We start from the raw sequence: 16,487 nt of genomic DNA on the forward strand, positions 1-16,487 counted from the left end.
AAGTTGCGCCCAATTATGGTGCAGTGCCGCATGATTTTTGGGCGGTTAAGTTCTGATCACTCCGCCGGCAACGCATCTCCGATCAGGGCGAGGTTCTGATAGGCGGCAAGCCCCCATTGGGACACGCCGTTGGTGGACATGCCCGCCACCTCATCCACCGGGTTCAGGACGGCATTGCCGGCGATGTGGGTGCGGGTGCCGGCAATCTGTTCCCCCTTGTCGGTGAACTCTGCCCAGGCGCGGGCGGCCAGTTTCGGGTCTTTCAGATGGTGGGCCGCATAGGCGGTGAGGCGGGAATGGGCCAGACGCAGGCCGCGCCCCTTCGCGTCCTGACCAAATCTGGCCCGGAACTCCGCCGCCGGGGCATTGTAGAAGGTGCAATATTCCAACCATGCAGCGCGATATTCCGGCACGTCCAGCAGGGCCAGCAACTCCGCATGCACCTCCACGGCGCCGAACACGGCAGACAGGTGGGAGACGCCGATCCTGTCGCCGGGACCGGAGAACTTGCCTGTGTTCGGGTCATAGGGCGCGCCGCCCGCCATCCAGCGATATTTCAGCGCGGCGACACTGCGCATGCCGTTCAGGATACGCTCACGCCAGCGTTTGTCCCCCGTCCGCTCCCACTCCGTCAGCCACGCGGCCAGCAGCGAGGACCAGGTGGTGCCGAACCCAGCCTCTATCACTCCGGGAGGGGCGGGGTCGGGCAGTTTGCGGCTGATGTCGACATTGGCGAGCGTGCGGTCGCTGTCCACCAGATCGCGCATCAGATCGCCCACCCGTTCATCGGCGGTCAGGTAGTAATAGATGCGACGATAGGCAGCGTTGGACACGCGCGGCTGTTTGGAACTGTCGGCCCAATGCTGCACCCCATGGCGGGTGCCAAAGCCTTTGTAGGGGCCGATATGGCAGACATCGACCTCCCCCGTATGCCGGGTCATGGCCTCTGCCAGCCGGAACACGTCCGCGCGGCCCGTGCGCAGGAAGCTGTACCAGAGCCAGAGATCGGGGGAGAGTTCGGAATTGGCCCATGCATAGCCGCCAATGTCATAGCGCCATTCATGACGGTCGCTGTCATAGGAATGCATGACATCGCCATAGTTCCAGAACCCGTACCAGCGCCGCTGCTCCACCTGATCGCGGTAAAGGTTCAGCAGGAAATCGGCCTGATTCTCAATCCGGGTGCGGGCGGGATTGCTGCGGCGGACCAGATCCCAGTCGCCAAAGATGGGGACAGCGCGCAACCGGGCCGGCGGCACCATCAGGCGTGGCGGGGCGGCCAGGATACCTGCCACTTCCGTGAACCAGTCACGGGCCGGCGTGGCGGGCAGGGACCAGAGATGCAGTTCGGTGGTGCGGGCAATGCCATAGGGTCGGCCCCAGCCCTCCTCATAATCCTCATAGGTGATTTCCAGGGCTTCGCGTTCCTGGGGGTGGGTCTTGATACCCAGCCCATCATGATAGAAGCGCAGATCCATGGCGGGCGCGTCGGGTGACCAGAGCCAAGCCGTCAGTTCCGCCATGTCGGTGGCCGCGTTGCGCACATCCAGGCGGGCCGGATGCCGCTTCCAGAAATCGGCCATGGCCAGGGCCGCACCACCCGCCGCCCCGCCGATATAGGCCAGCCCTCCCGCCCGGCGGCCCGCCTGCGCATCGATCCAGCCATGGCCGGGCTTGGTGCGTTTACGGATGGCGAAACCATCGGCATTGGCCTGTGACAGGGTGAAATCACCCCAGGTCGGGATCAGGTCCAGACGCTTCGACACCGTTTCGGCCATGCCGGACAAAGCCGGGATGGCGCGGCCATCGATCTGCGCCTGACGATAGTCCTTGCCAGGGTCGCGGCGCAGGCCGGTCAGCGGGCGGACAGCCTCCGCCCACAAGCCATCGTCTTCGCCGGTGAAGCGCACATGCCGGTCGTGCGGGGCGTCGGACATGGGGACCGATGCAGTGACGCCCAGGCCCCGGATGAAATCCTTATTCTCATCACCGTCGAAGATGAAGGAATGCAGGATACGGACGGATTCAGCACCAGCATGGAAGTAAAGCCGGATGGTGAAGGGCAGCCACGAACGCTCCCCGTCGCGGTGGGTCCCGTCCAGCTTCACCACCGCCCGCACTGGCCCGCGCTGTTCCACCGTCACACCGGTCACGGTGCCGATGGAGCGGCGCTGGCTGACGGTTTCCGCCTCTGTCAGGTCGGGCTGATCCTGCGACAGGCAGATCAGGCGCAGGTCGCGCAGAACCGTGCGGCCATCGACGGTGGCAAGGTCGATCAAGCGGTTGCCGCGCAGGGGAATGCGCCATTGCCGGGGGCCGGTGCTGACCATGATGGCGTCGGGTCCTTCGCTGACCCTCACAGGCTGCGCCGGTTCGGCGGCCTTGCCGGCGGACAGGGTCAGACCATTGGGACCGGCCCCCGCCCCGATGCTGTGCGCCGACCATTTCAGCGATCCGTCGGGCCAGATGGCAAGGGGCCAGGACTGCACCGGCACCGCCGCCCCCGACCCGTCGGTCAGGCGGAAGCGCTGCGCCGGCTTATACAGTCCCTGCGGCCAGGGTAAGCCCCAGGTCTGGCCCAGATGGCGGGCGGGGGCGGCACCGTCGATCCAGCCGACGGGGGTGTCGGGCGCCGATGGTTTTGCCTGTGCTGCTATGCCGGCCCCCCCGCTGGCAAGGGCCGTCAGCGCCGTTGCCTGCACGAATTGCCGCCGGTTGAAGCCAGACATGCGCATCGCCGTTTCCTTCCCGATCTTGATATTTACCACAATGTGATACATCGTCCTTAATATTGGAATTCAAATATCATATGAATGCGGGTAAGGTAAGGTCAAAACCAGACGACGGAGGAAACATGGCAACCCGGAAATGGCTGATGGCGGCCTTGCTGTGCGGTGTCGCTGCGATGCCGGCGGCGGCACGGCAGATGGAAAAGCTGGACCGCGGTCTGGTCGCCGTGGCCGCCGAAGGCGGCGTGCTGGTGGGCTGGCGTCTGCTGGACAGCGACCCTGCCGATATTGGTTTCGATCTATACCGCGATGGCAGGAAGCTGAACGCCAAACCGCTGACGCAGGCCACCAGCTTCCTGGACAAGGGTGCCGACGGGTCAGGCCGGTACGCGTTGCGGCGTGTGGGAGAGGCGACGGGCGCTACGGCCCCGGTCTGGCGCGACGGCTACCTGTCCATCCCGTTGCAGCCGCCCGCCGATGGCGTCACCCCGGCGGGGGAGGCCTATAGCTACAACGCCAATGACGCCAGCGTCGGCGATCTGGATGGCGATGGGCAGTATGAGATTGTCCTGAAATGGGACCCCAGCAATTCCAAGGATAATGCCTTTGGCGGCTATACCGGCCCCGTGATCCTGGATGCCTACAGGCTGGATGGCACGCGGCTGTGGCGCATCGACCTTGGCCGTAACATTCGGGCTGGTGCCCATTATACCCAGTTCCTGGTGATGGATTTCGACGGCGACGGCAAGGCGGAACTGGCGGTACGGACCAGCGACGGGACGGTGGACGGCACCGGTGCCGTGCTGGGCGATGCCAATGCCGATTGGCGGTCGCATGATGGGGAGGTGCCGCAGGCCGACCGTACCGGCGCCACCACGACGCCGGACGGGCGCAAGGTGGCGCGTGTACAGGGCCGCATCATGAAGGGGCCAGAATATCTGACGGTCTTTGAAGGGATTACCGGCAAGGCGCTGGCCAGCGTCCCCTATTGGCCCGCCCGCCATCCCGACACCAATGACCCCACGCCGGACCAGTTGCAGGCCGTCTGGGGCGATGGTTATGCCAACCGGTCCGACCGGTTTCTGGCCAGCGTTGCCTATCTCGATGGAAAACTGCCCAGCATCGTGATGGCGCGTGGCTATTACACCCGCACCACCTTGGCGGCCTGGGACTGGCGCGGAGGCAAGCTGGCCCCGCGCTGGCAGTTTGACAGCGCCAAGCCCGGCAACGAGGCCTATGGCGGCCAGGGCAACCATCAGTTGTCGGTCGCCGATGTCGATGGCGACGGCAGGGATGAGATCATCTATGGCTCCATGGCCCTGGATGATGACGGCAAGGGCCTGTGGTCGTCGGGCCTGCTGCATGGCGACACGATGCATGTCAGCGACCTGGACCCGCTGCGCCCCGGCCTGGAGAAGTTCGGCGTGCATGAGGTGCCGTCGCGCAATGGCGGCATCGGCGCCGCTATGCTGGATGCCGCCACGGGCAAGGTCCTGTGGTCCACGCCCACCGACAAGGATACGGGTCGGGGTGTCGCCATGGATATCGACCCGCGTTCACCGGGGGCGGAGGCCTGGGCCAGCAATTCGCCCTATCTTTATAGTGCGCAAGGGACGGTCATCGCCGCCAATCACCCCAAACAGGTGAATTTCGGCCTGTGGTGGGATGGCGACCTGTCGCGCGAACTGCTGGACAAGGAACAGGTCCTGAAATGGGACTGGCAGAAGGGGGAGACGGTGCGGCTTCTATCCCCGCCGGATGTGTCGTCCAACAATGGCACCAAGGCGACCCCGGCCCTGTCCGCCGATATTATCGGTGACTGGCGGGAAGAGGTGATCTGGCGGGCCAGGGATAACCGCTCCCTGCGTATCTACACCACGCCGTTTCCCACCGACTATCGTCTGGTGACCCTGATGCAGGACCCGGTCTATCGGCTGGGTGTGGCGTGGCAGAACGTGGCCTATAACCAGCCGCCGCATACCAGTTACTTCCTGGGCACCGGCATGAAAATGCCGTGATCAAGTTTCGGCAATGTTCGTGACGGAATCCCGGTGATCGATGCCGATCACCGGGATTTTTTATGGGCGGGATTGCCCCGGTTCCCCCCGCCAGAAACAAAAAGCCCCGCCACCATGCCGGTGGCGGGGCTTTTCTGATCAGAAGGCGATCAGTACTTGTAGCTCACGCCCGTGTAGTAGCGCTTGCCGGAATAGGCCAGTTCGCCCAGGCGGATATCCTCGCCCGATGTCGTGCGCTCTGCCTCGCCCGTCAGGTTCTTGCCTTCGATGAAGAAGGAGACACCGGTATCGCCCAGACGATAGGTGGCCTTGGCATCCAGATAGCCGGTACCGTCGCGGAACACGGGATTGCCCGACCGTTCGGCGGCGGCCTGCAGCCACTTGGTACGGCCATTATAGGCGACGCGGACATTGATGCCGTCCTTGTCGTAATAGGCGATCAGGTTGTAGCTGTGCTTCGACAGGCCGGGGAAGGGCAGTTCCTCACCCGTCAGCGAATTGAACAGGCCCACATCCTTGGCGCGGGAATAGGTGTAGTTCACGCTGGCCCCGAACCCGTCGAAGGGTGAGGGCAGGAAGGTGAAGGCCGTTTGCGCCGACAGTTCCAGACCGTCGATCTTGGCCCCGCCGCCATTGATCGGCATGGTCACGTCGAACAGCGTGCCGTCATTGAACAGGTCGATATTGCGGACCAGGGTGCGGGCCAGAATGAAGCTTTTCACATCCTTATAGAAATAGGAGGCGTTCAGCAGCGTGTCGGCATTGATGTACCAGCCGACATTCAGATCATACTGATCGGCGCGGTAGGGATCGAGGTCGGGGTTGCCCGACGTGCAACTGTCCAGCAGATTGTCGGCCTTGCCGGCCTCGGTCAGGTCATAGAGGCAGTTGGCGGCCGGCACCAGATCGGTGGGCTTGGGCCGCGCCATCACCTTGGCCCAGCCGATACGGGCAATCACCTCGTTCGGGATCAGGCCGAAGCTCATGTTGAAGGCTGGCAGCGTGTCGGAATATTTCTCGTTGATGGACACCGGCGTCAGGCCGACCGTCACGATGGAGGTGATGGGCGAACCGGTGCTGGTGGTGCCCGTCTGGCGGTTTTCGCGGCGGGTCAGGGCGCCCGTCGCGGTGATCTCCGTTTCGACATAGCGGACGCCGAAATTGCCCGACACGGGCATATCGCCGACATCGAATTCGAAATTCGCCTTGGCATAGCCGGCGGACACTTCCTCATCGATATCATGGGCGGGGATCTGGTCACGGCCATTGGCGCGGCGGATCAAGTCATGATTAAAGCCAGAGATATCGAACCAATCGCCGATCTGGCGGACCTGTGAAGCCATCCAGCCGTTCGGCACATTGCCGATATTGCCCTTATAGCCCTTGTAGAAATTCTGCGGCGTCTGATGGGCCGTGGCGCGGACAAAATCCACCAGCTTCTGCGGGGTCCAGATCAAACCATTGTTGGCGGCACCCAACGCCACGTTGGAGGTGACGTTGGCCGACGGCACGACGGTGCCGTCGGTGGCTGTGTAGCCCCCACCGGCATAGCGCAGCGAACCGGTCTTGCGCCACTGGCCGCCCACTTCAAGCGTGGTCAGCGACCAGCGGTCGAGGCTGTAATCCAGGTCCAGCTTGGCCGCATCCTCCGCGGTCTCCACCTCTTCCGGCCGGTACTGCACCGCCGCACCGCCATTGCGATAGGTCTCTGGATTGGACGGGTCGAAACCGGTGGGGAAGGTGAAGGTGGGGATGCCGCTTTCTGTCAGGGTGACGCCGATATTGGGCACAGTGGCGCTGATCGCGATGGAATTGGTATCGCTGTACATCGTGCTTTCGGACGTGGAATAGAAGCCCGACGCCGTCAGACGGTCACCAACCCAATTGAAGCCACCCGTATAGTATTTGGATTCCAGCTTGTAATCGAAGCCGCGCATCTGCGAGCCGAAGATATTGCCCGCACCCGTGGTGCTGTTCGGGGCCGTCGCAGCGGTCATCAGGCCGATGACATTATGGTTGGAATCCACCGTCACGCCGACCGGGTTGATGCGCGAAGCGGCAGTAAGGTCGATGGAGTAATTATAGTCGGTCAGGAACTGATCGCGCTTGTTCCAGTTGATGTCGGCATAGACATCCAACTCGTCCGTGACCTGATATTGCAGCGTCGTCATGGCCGAGACGCGCTTGTCGTTGCGATACCACATGCCGTAGCGCGGAATGCGCGGCGACAGGTCGTACCATTGCGATTCACAACTGGTGCGGTTGGCGGCCGTGCTCTGGCTGGCGCAGGCGGCCTTGGTCGCCACACTCTCAAAACCCGCCACATTGCGGGTCTTGTTGGGTGAATTGTCGTAGTCGGCCAGCGCCACCCATTCGGTGTTGCGCAGGAAATCGCCACGCGTATCGACATCATCATAGGTGACGTTGACCAGCACGCCGAAACGGTCATCCAGATACTTGTCACCGAAGGTCAGGTTACCGCGCGGGGTGACCTTCTTCTGCAGGTCCAGATACTGGCCGGCGGCAGAGACGGAGAACAGGGTCTTTTTCAGTTCCAGCGGACGGCGCGTCTGCACCGACACGGTGCCACCGACGCCGCCTTCGGTCATGTCGGCGGTGAAGCCCTTGAACACGTCGATCGATTTGATCAGTTCCGACGCCATGTCGCGCAGATCGGCACCGCGTGAACCGGTGCCAGCGCCGCCCAGGACGGAGACGCCGTTGATTTCAACGCGGTTCAGGTCAGGTTCGACGCCGCGGATGGAGACCGACTCCCCCTCGCCAAAGGCGCGGGACAGCTGCACACCGGTGATGCGCTGCAGGGCCTCGCCCACATTCTTGTCGGGGAACTGGGCCACATCTTCGGCCACCAGGCTGTCGACAACGGTGTTCGCCTTCTTCTTGCGGTCGATGGCCGACTGCAAGGAGGCGCGGGTGCCGACAACAATGATCTCTTCCAGTTCAACCTTTTCCGCCGGCGCAGTCTGTGCCAGGGCGGGCATGGAAACCGCTGTCATCAGCAGGCCGAAGCCAGCACGGGCAAACAGTTTCCCCGACCGCGCCGTGCGGCCCTTCGCGTACATCATCTCTCAAATCCTCCCCACAAGGCAGGCCGCCGGTTGATGGGGCGGCCAGGGTGTTTTCGTTACGTCTCGCACCGTTGTGTCTGGCGCAATTCCAATATATGGAACGTTGTCCCATAAATAATATAATATCATTCCATGACATATGAAAGCGGATTGTGAAACGCGCTCCCAAATTTTTGTCAAACTGTTTCAGATATTGAGAAAAAATCCCGACCGGGACGCGCCCGGCCGGGAGGCAATAGGAGGGAAGCAAGGTGAATATCACCTGCGTATCCAGGCCTGTCAGATCGGACAGGATCTGGATACCGGGCGACGGGGGCGCCGACCGGTTCTGCGCCGCTTTCGCGCTCCACGGTTACGTCATGCGTGCCCATGGGCAGTGAAAGGCGGAATGGGTTGAGTGTGGCTGTCCGGGTGCCGGGTCCGGGATGTTCACCGCTCTTCCCCGACCATGATACAGGATAGCTCGGGGAGCAAGAGAAATTTTCACATGACGAAACACATAACCATAATATGGGATTATCTGCCGCTGATGATTTGTATGCGTCAGGGTCGGACAGGCGGCATCTCCGAGGGCGTCAAAAATCGCCCTGAGGGATAAATCTCATATTGTGTGATGTTGATCCACATTGTATGACTAAATTGTATGACATTTGACGAGAGCCCCGCATAAGGGGCCGGACCATTGGCAAGGGAGTGGATCAATGACGCCCATTGCGTTCCGCATGAAACTGAAGCCCGGACATGTGGCCGAGTATAAGCGCCGTCATGACGCGCTGTGGCCGGACTTGGCCGACGCGCTGCGCGACGCCGGTATCTATGACTACTCCATTTTCCTGGATGAGGAGAGCCTTTCCCTGTTCGCGGTCCTGCGGCTGACGCCCGATAACAAGGCCGATGACCTGCCCAAACTGCCCGTCATGCGCCGCTGGTGGGATTATATGGCCGACATCATGGATGTGAACCCGGACAACAGCCCCGTGCAGGTGCCGTTGCCCAGCATGTTCCATTTCCCGTGATCAAGGCACCCCGACCCATGACGCAGATTTCCCGCAATGCGCGCCGTCTGGCGCTGATGCTGGCCCCGCTCTTGTCACCGGTGGCAATGGCGGCGGATGCCCCATCCTATATCCTGACATCCTTCATCAATGGCGATGCCAAATCGATGTCGGTCTACCGCTCCACCGATGCGGTCAATTTCACGCTGGAAAGGGCCGAAGCCTTCAAGCCGCCGCAGGGCCTGCTGCGCGACCCCAGCATCATCCGCCACAAGGATGGCTGGTATTATGTCACCTACACGACCGACTGGAACAATGACCTGATCGGATTTGCCCGGTCGAAGGACCTGAAGGAATGGACCTTCCTGGGTAATCACAAGATTTCCATTCCCGGCACGACCAATTCCTGGGCACCGGAATGGTTCGTGGACGAGGATGGGTCGGTTCATATCATTCTGGCCGTGTCGACCAACGGTCCCAACGGACAGTTCAAGACCTATCGCCTGACCGCCAAAAATGACAGCCTGTCCAGTTGGACGGAACCGTCAGTGCTGCACGGGCTTGGCCCCAACCATATTGACGCGAAGATCATTCGCGATGCGGGCCGCTACTACGCCTTTATCAAGAACGAGACGACTAAGTTCATCGAATTGGCGACGGCATCGAAGCTGGACGGGCCGTGGGTGCTCATCCGCACCGGCGACTGGGCGGGGTGGGGCACGCTGGTGGAGGGGCCGGCGGTTGTAAAGCGACCGGATGGCGGTTGGCGCATCTATTTCGATCAGTATGTCGACAAGCGCTACTGGTACAGCGACAGCATCGGTCCTGGTTTCACAGGCCAATGGGCGGCGAAGGTGGAACTACCGGGCGGCTTGTCGGGCAAGGTCCGGCACTTTACCGTGCTGAAGGATGAGCCACCGGCCAAGAAGCCGGTTGCGGCCCCGCTGGCTACGCCCGTCACCTGGGATCGTTACTCCCTGAAGGTTGGCGGTGAGCGGATTTTCAGCTGGGGCGGGGAAATGCACCCGTTCCGCCTGCCCAGCCCAGACCTGTGGCGCGACGTGTTCCAGAAGATGAAGGCGTCGGGCTACAACACCGTCGCCATCTATTTCGGCTGGGGCTATCACTCTCCCAAGCCGGGCGTTTACGACTTCACGGGGGTGCGCGACATGGATCGCGTGCTGACCATGGCGAAAGAGGCGGGGCTTTACGTCATCGTCCGGCCCGGCCCCTATATGAATGCCGAGGTCACGCGCGGTGGCTTCCCCAGCTGGCTGGTCAAGCAGCAGGCCAAGGCCCGCACCGACCATCCCGAATATCTGGCCGCTGCCGATGAATGGCTGACGGCCATCAACGGCATCTTGAAGAAGCACCAGATCACCGATGGCGGCGGCACGGTCATCGCCTATCAGATCGAAAACGAACTGGACGTGACGCAGCCGACGCAACAGCGCTACATGCAGCATCTGTATGACAAGGCGCGGGCCGACGGGATCACGGTTCCCATCTTCCATAATGACAAGGGCCGCAACGGCAATTGGGTGCCCAAGGGCAGCAATGTACCGGGTACGGTGGAAGGGCCGAATGACCTGTATGCCTTCGACGGTTATCCCGGCGGGTCGTGCGATGTGGATGCGACCGTGGGCAAGCCTAATCTGGCTCCCGATTGGGGCCTGTACGGTCCCGGCGGTGCCTTTGGCGGGGCCAGTGCATCACCCAACACGCCGGGCTTTGCGGCGGAATTTGGCGGCGGCTGGTTCGATTACTGGGGCAGCAACGGCGCCTATGACTGTAACGCGCAGCGACTGGGCAGCGGGTATCAGCGGGTGTTCTACGGCACCAACATCGCCAACGGCCTGACCATCCAGAGCTTCTACATGACCTATGGCGGCACCAGCTGGGGCTGGATGCCGGCCCCCGTGGTCTATACGTCCTATGATTACGGCTCTGCCATCGACGAGGCGCGGGGCCTGCGGGAAAAGGCGCGCGGTATCAAGCTGATGGGCCATTTCCTGCAAACGGTGAAGGACCTGACGCAGATGGACCGGGCCACCGGTCTGGTCCCGTCCAACCCGGCCATCCGGCTTTATCATAATGTGAACCCGGAGACGGGCACGCGTCTGCTGGTCGCCACGCATGCGCCCAACAATGCGCAGACGGATGATGTTTTCAGCTTCAAGTTGGCACTGCCCGATGGTGAATACAGCATCCCACAGGCGGGCACGCTGCGCCTGAAGGGGCATGACGCCAAGCTGTGGCTGGCCGGCTATAATCTGGAACGTCAGCGGCTGGTCTATTCTACGTCGGAACTGTTCACCCATTTGCGCCAAGGTGCGGGCGACCTTGCCCTGTTCTATGGACGGCAGGGGGAGGATGGGGAGATGGTGCTGCGGTACAGCAGCGCCCCCAATGTCACCGTGCTGGACGGCAAGGTTGAGAGCGTCTTTGACGCGGCCAAGGGTGACCTGCGCCTGAATTACAGCCATCAGGGCTTGGCCCGCGTGCGGATCAGCGGTGGGGGACGACCCGACCTTACCTTGCTGCTGGCCGACCTTCCGACCGCCGAAACCTTCTGGCGGCAGGAAACCAAGGATGGCGTTCTGCTGCAACGCGGCCCCACCCTGGTCCGCACCGCAGAGATTAAGGGCAAGGTCCTGGACCTGACGGGCGATACCGAAAGTGACAGCCCGCTGGAAGTCTGGGCACCGCCCGGCGTTACCTCCGTGCGCTGGAACGGTGCGTCTGTTTCGATGGAAAAGGGCGTGGGCGGCAGCCTGATGGCCCGCAAGGACCTGTCCGGTCCCGTGGCGGTCAACCTGCCGGACCTGACCAAGGCCGACTGGCGCTTCCAGGCCGGATCACCGGAAGCCGCCAAGGATTTTGACGACAGCGCATGGGCCGTGGCCAAGCCGGGCCGCACCGCCAGCTTTGTGAAGCCACCGGGTGGTCAGCCCCTGCTGAACATGGATGATTACAACTTCCATCACGGCGATGTCTGGTATCGGGGTCGATACACCGCCCAGGCCGGTGCCTCGAAGCTGGAACTGCATTACGGGGCCGGGGGTGCCGGCATGGTTCAGGTTTGGCTGGACGGACGCTATATCGGCCAGCATGTGCTGCCCACCGGCCTGCCGCGCCCGCTGGGCCAGGGGCTGGCGACCTTCACCATCCCTGAAGATTTGCAGGTACCGGGCGAGCGTGTGCTGTCCGTCATGGTCCGCAACAATTCCCATCATTGGGACCTGGATGTTGACGATCTGCACAAGGAAGCGCGCGGCCTGATCTCCGCCTCTCTCTCCACGCCGACGGGCAAAAGCTTCGCGGTGCCCATCGCCTGGAAGATTCAGGGCAATCTGGGGGGCGAGGATATTGCCGACCCGGTGCGTGGCGTGTTCAACAATGGCGGCCAGTACGGCGAACGACTGGGCTGGCACCTGCCCGGCTTCGATGACAAGGGCTGGACGACAGCGTCAGTGCCGGCAAATGCCGCACAGCCGGGCACAGTCTGGTACCGGACGGAATTCACGCTTGACCTGCCCAAGGGTCAGGACAGTGCCGTCGGCCTGTCGTTCAGCGATGCCACGGTCCCGCGTTCGGTCGGTTCCTATCGTGTCCTGATCTTCCTGAATGGCTGGAACATGGGGCAATTCATTGCTGATGTCGGGCCGCAGCGCACCTTCGTACTGCCCGCCGGCATCCTGAACCCCAATGGCAAGAACACGCTGGCCCTGGCCGTCACATCCGATGGCAAGCCCGGCGATACGCTGGAGGCTGTGAAGCTGATCAGCCTGCGCAATGCCCGTTCACCCCTGAAGGTGGGGACGGTGCCTGCGCCGGGGTACAAGGAGGTGGTGAAGTGAAAAGACACCCCATCCTTTCTATCCCCGTCATCCCGGCGAAAGCCGGGATCCAGGGGCCACAAGCCCGACGGTTCAACCCGCGTCCCGCGACCCAAACCCTATCGTAGCACGCTTGGCCCCTGGGTCCCGGCTTTCGCCGGGATGACGGGGGAGAGCCGGATTGACCAACCCAAGATCACGCATCGAAAGACCATCCCATGCCCAACCTCGCCCACGGCCTGCAGGCCGCAGATGTCACCCGGACCATCGACCTGTTGATCAGCAATCTGGTCGATATCAAGGATGAGACAGGGGAATTCCTGCTGCGGCTGGATGATGGCCGCGTCATCGACACCAAGGGCTGGAACGATTGGGAATGGACCCACGGCATCGGCCTGTACGGGATGTGGAAATATTATGAGATGACGGGCAGCGAGCGTGCCTTTCAGATCATGCTGGACTGGTTCCGCGACCGTTTCGCCGCCGGCACGCCGACCAAGAACATCAATACGGTCAGCCCGTTCCTGACCCTGGCCTATCTCTATGAGAAGACGGGCAATCAAACCTATATTCCGTACCTGGATACCTGGGCCGAATGGGTCATGCATGGCCTGCCCAAGACCGAGGAGGGCGGGTTCCAGCATATCGTATTCAATTCCGAGAACCCGCAGCAGCTGTGGGATGACACGCTGATGATGTCGGTGCTGCCGCTGGCCAAGATCGGCCTGCTGCTGAACCGTCCGGAATATGTGGAGGAGGCCAAGCGCCAGTTCCTCATCCATATCAAGTATCTGTTCGACACCAAGACCGGCCTGTGGTTCCACGGCTGGACCTTTGATGGCCGCCATAATTTCGCGGATGCGCTGTGGGCGCGCGGCAATTGCTGGGTCACCATCGCCATCCCGGAATTCATTGAGCTGCTGGACCTGAAGCCCGGGGACCCGCTGCGCACCTTCCTGATCGATACGCTGGAAAATCAGGTGAAGGCGCTGGCCAAGTATCAGACCGAGGATGGCCGTTGGCACACGCTGATCAACGATCCGACCTCGTATCTGGAAAGCTCAGCCGCCGCCGGTTTCGCCTATGGCATCATGAAGGCCGTCCGCAAGCGCTATATCAGTGCCGAATATGAGCCGATGGCCATCAAGGCCGTGCATGCCGTTCTGAACAAGATCGCGCCCGATGGCGAATTGCAGGAAGTGTCCTTCGGTACGGCCCTGGGCAGTGACCTCCAATACTACCGCGACGTTAAGCTGACCTCCATGCCCTACGGCCAGTCACTGGCCATCGTCTGCCTGACGGAAATGCTGCGCCGGTTCATTTGAGGGCGGGTAAGGTAACCAAAAACAAAACCCCTAGAGGAAACGCCGATGAGCCAGCGTAGTGTGAAGCCCATCAATTACCTGGCCTATGGTGCCAACGATATCCTGGGGGCGGGGTCGATGGCCGTGATCAGCGGCTGGATCCTGTTTTTCTACACGACCTTCTGCGGTCTGTCGGCCACGCAGGCGGCGGCGATCTTTGCCATCGCCCGTCTGCTGGACGCCATTGTCAGTCCCATTGTCGGGCATCTGTCGGATAATTTCTACCGCACGCGCCTGGGCCGCCGGTTCGGGCGGCGGCGTTTCTTCCTGATGATCTGTATCCCGCTGGTGCCCAGCTTCGCGCTGATGTGGGTCAGCGGGCAGGGGTTCTGGTATTATCTGGCGACTTACGTTCTGTTTGAGACGGTCTATGCCGTCGTGCTGATCCCCTATGAAACCTTGGCTGCCGAGATGACCAAGGATTACAGGATCAAGGCGAAGCTGGCCGGCATCCGCATCCTGTTCGCGCAAAGCTCTGCCATTGCCGCCGGCTTCCTGCCGGCCGCCATTGTCGGCTGGGTGGGCGGCAAGGACAGCGCCGATACGTTCCTGATCATGGGCATCATCTTCGCGGTGGCCTTTGCCATCGTGCTGTCCTTCACCTGGGCCTTCACCTATGAACGCTCCGTTGCCGAGGTGGAACAGATGAAGGCTGGCGAACCCGTCCTGACCCTGGGCGACAGTTTCAGGAAACTGTACAGCGACCTATTCTCCACCCTGAAAATCCGCGCCTTCCGCCTGCATCTGGGCATGTATCTGGGCGGCTATATCAGCCAGGACGTGTTCAACGCCGTCTTCACCTATTTCATCGTCTTCGTGCTGGCAGGCTCAGTCTCAGAGGCATCGAACCTGCTGGGCAGCATGTATATCGCGCAGCTGTTTGCGGTGGCGATGTTCATCCAGCTTTGCCTGCGCATCCATCCCGCCCCGTCATACCGGCTAGCGGTCTGTTTCTATATTCTGGGCGTTGTCGGTTTCCTGTCGATCCATTTCTTCCGGCCGGAAAACCTGCATCTGTGGCTGTTCGTGCCCATCATCCTGTCGGGCCTGGGTCGGGGTGGTCTGAACTATATCCCCTGGAACACCTATAACTACATGGCCGACGTGGACGAGGTAGTGACGGCCAAGCGGCGCGAGGGGATTTTTGCGGGCGTCATGACCTTCATCCGCAAGGCCACCCAGGCCGCCGCCGTGATGGGCGTGGGCCTGATCCTTGAGGCCGGCGGCTTCATGCCCAAGGCCGAGACGCAGAGTGATCAGGCCATCACCACCATCCTGGCTGTCATGGGCATCGGCACCATCGGCGTGCTGCTGGCCGGCTTTGCCGTGTCCCGCCGCTTCCGCCTGGATGGCCCGCGCCATGTGATCCTGATGGAGGAAATCGCCCGCTTCAAGGAGGGCCGCATGGACACCACGCCGGAGCGGCGTGCCGTTCTGGAAGATTTGACCGGGTGGAAATATGAGCGGCTGTGGGGACGGTAACCCTCGCCCACCATAATCGACAAAAGAGCGGAGGACCCCATGACGAGCCTGCCCATCGTCGATCCCCACATGCATCTGTGGGATTTCACGCGTCAGCATTATTCCTGGCTGATGGACCGGCCCCTGCCGCCCAATGCGGCGGGCAATGTCGAACCCATCGCCAAGCCCTATAGCCTGTCGGATTATCTGGCCGACACGGCGGGCTTCGATGTGCGTGGATTGGTGCATGTGGAGGCCGGCGCCAACCCCGACCATGCTTTGTCGGAAACCACATGGTTGCAGGAAGTGGCGGATCAGTGGCGGTTGCCCATGGCGCTGGTCGCCTTCGCCGCGCTGAACGACCCAGATGTGGAGAGGCTGCTGGCCGCCCATGCCGAACATGGTGCCGTGCGCGGTATCCGGCACATCATCAACTGGCACAGTGATCCGGCCAGGACCTATTCCGCGCGTGATGTGATCGGTGATGCCGACTGGCAGCGTGGCTATGCCCTTCTCGCCAAGTATGGCCTGTCATTCGACCTTCAAATCTATCCCTCACAGATGGCAGTGGCGGCGGAACTGGCCGCAAGGCACCCGGATATCCCCGTCATCTTGAACCATGCCGGCATGCCCACGGACCAGGATGCGGACGGACTGGCGCTGTGGCGCAAGGGTCTGGCCCTGCTGGCGGCACAGCCCAATGTGGCGATCAAGATTTCGGGTCTGGCCATGATCGACCGGCAATGGACCGTGGACAGCCTGCGGCCCTTCGTGTTGCACGCCATCGACGCGTTCGGCCCGGACCGGGCGATGTTCGCCAGCAACTTCCCCGTCGATAAACTGTATGGCGGGTTCGGGGTGCATTACGTGGCCTATGACGCGATCATTGCGGACTTCACCGATGCCGAACGCCGGGCGATGTTCGCGGGCAATGCCGCTCGTATCTACCGTCTGGCGGTAGAGCTGTGAGGGGGCTTTGTTTAATCCTGGCC

8 protein-coding genes are annotated in these 16,487 nt (G+C 62.0%); 6 read left to right on the forward strand and 2 right to left on the reverse strand.

The window, feature by feature from the left end:
• Window positions 1-56 precede the first annotated feature (56 nt).
• Entirely contained in the window at window positions 57-2,735 is a 2,679-nt protein-coding gene (locus ABC729_RS20985; protein ID WP_495609559.1) for an exo-rhamnogalacturonan lyase family protein, read from the reverse strand.
• A gap of 119 nt (window positions 2,736-2,854) precedes the next feature.
• Here ABC729_RS20985 and ABC729_RS20990 point away from each other — a divergent pair, with 119 nt between their 5' ends.
• Complete coding sequence (locus ABC729_RS20990) at window positions 2,855-4,747, forward strand: rhamnogalacturonan lyase (protein WP_495609560.1); 1,893 nt, start codon at window positions 2,855-2,857, stop codon at window positions 4,745-4,747.
• Window positions 4,748-4,896: 149 nt separating this feature from the next.
• Here the strand turns inward: ABC729_RS20990 and ABC729_RS20995 are convergent, their stop codons facing one another.
• Window positions 4,897-7,833: a TonB-dependent receptor gene (locus ABC729_RS20995; protein ID WP_495609561.1), complete on the reverse strand. Its 2,937-nt coding sequence runs from the start codon at window positions 7,831-7,833 to the stop codon at window positions 4,897-4,899.
• 704 nt (window positions 7,834-8,537) lie between these two features.
• On the opposite strand from ABC729_RS20995, the gene rhaM reads away from it, so the two are divergent.
• The 5 genes from rhaM to ABC729_RS21020 all read left to right on the forward strand — a co-directional run bounded on the left by rhaM (window position 8,538) and on the right by ABC729_RS21020 (window position 16,464).
• Complete coding sequence (gene rhaM, locus ABC729_RS21000; protein WP_495609562.1) at window positions 8,538-8,852, forward strand: L-rhamnose mutarotase; 315 nt, start codon at window positions 8,538-8,540, stop codon at window positions 8,850-8,852.
• 17 nt (window positions 8,853-8,869) lie between these two features.
• Window positions 8,870-12,691 (forward strand): beta-galactosidase, encoded by a 3,822-nt coding sequence (locus ABC729_RS21005; protein WP_495609563.1) that lies wholly within the window; start codon window positions 8,870-8,872, stop codon window positions 12,689-12,691.
• A 197-nt stretch (window positions 12,692-12,888) separates the two neighbouring features.
• Window positions 12,889-13,995 carry a beta-galactosidase BglB gene (gene bglB, locus ABC729_RS21010; protein WP_495609564.1) on the forward strand — a complete coding sequence of 369 codons (1,107 nt, stop codon included), beginning with the start codon at window positions 12,889-12,891 and terminating at the stop codon, window positions 13,993-13,995.
• Window positions 13,996-14,040: 45 nt separating this feature from the next.
• Entirely contained in the window at window positions 14,041-15,516 is a 1,476-nt protein-coding gene (locus tag ABC729_RS21015; RefSeq protein WP_495609565.1) for an MFS transporter, read from the forward strand.
• A 39-nt stretch (window positions 15,517-15,555) separates the two neighbouring features.
• Window positions 15,556-16,464: an amidohydrolase family protein gene (locus ABC729_RS21020; RefSeq protein WP_495609566.1), complete on the forward strand. Its 909-nt coding sequence runs from the start codon at window positions 15,556-15,558 to the stop codon at window positions 16,462-16,464.
• Window positions 16,465-16,487: the final 23 nt, after the last annotated feature.

This window comes from Niveispirillum sp. CC-CTL257 (assembly GCF_059489915.1).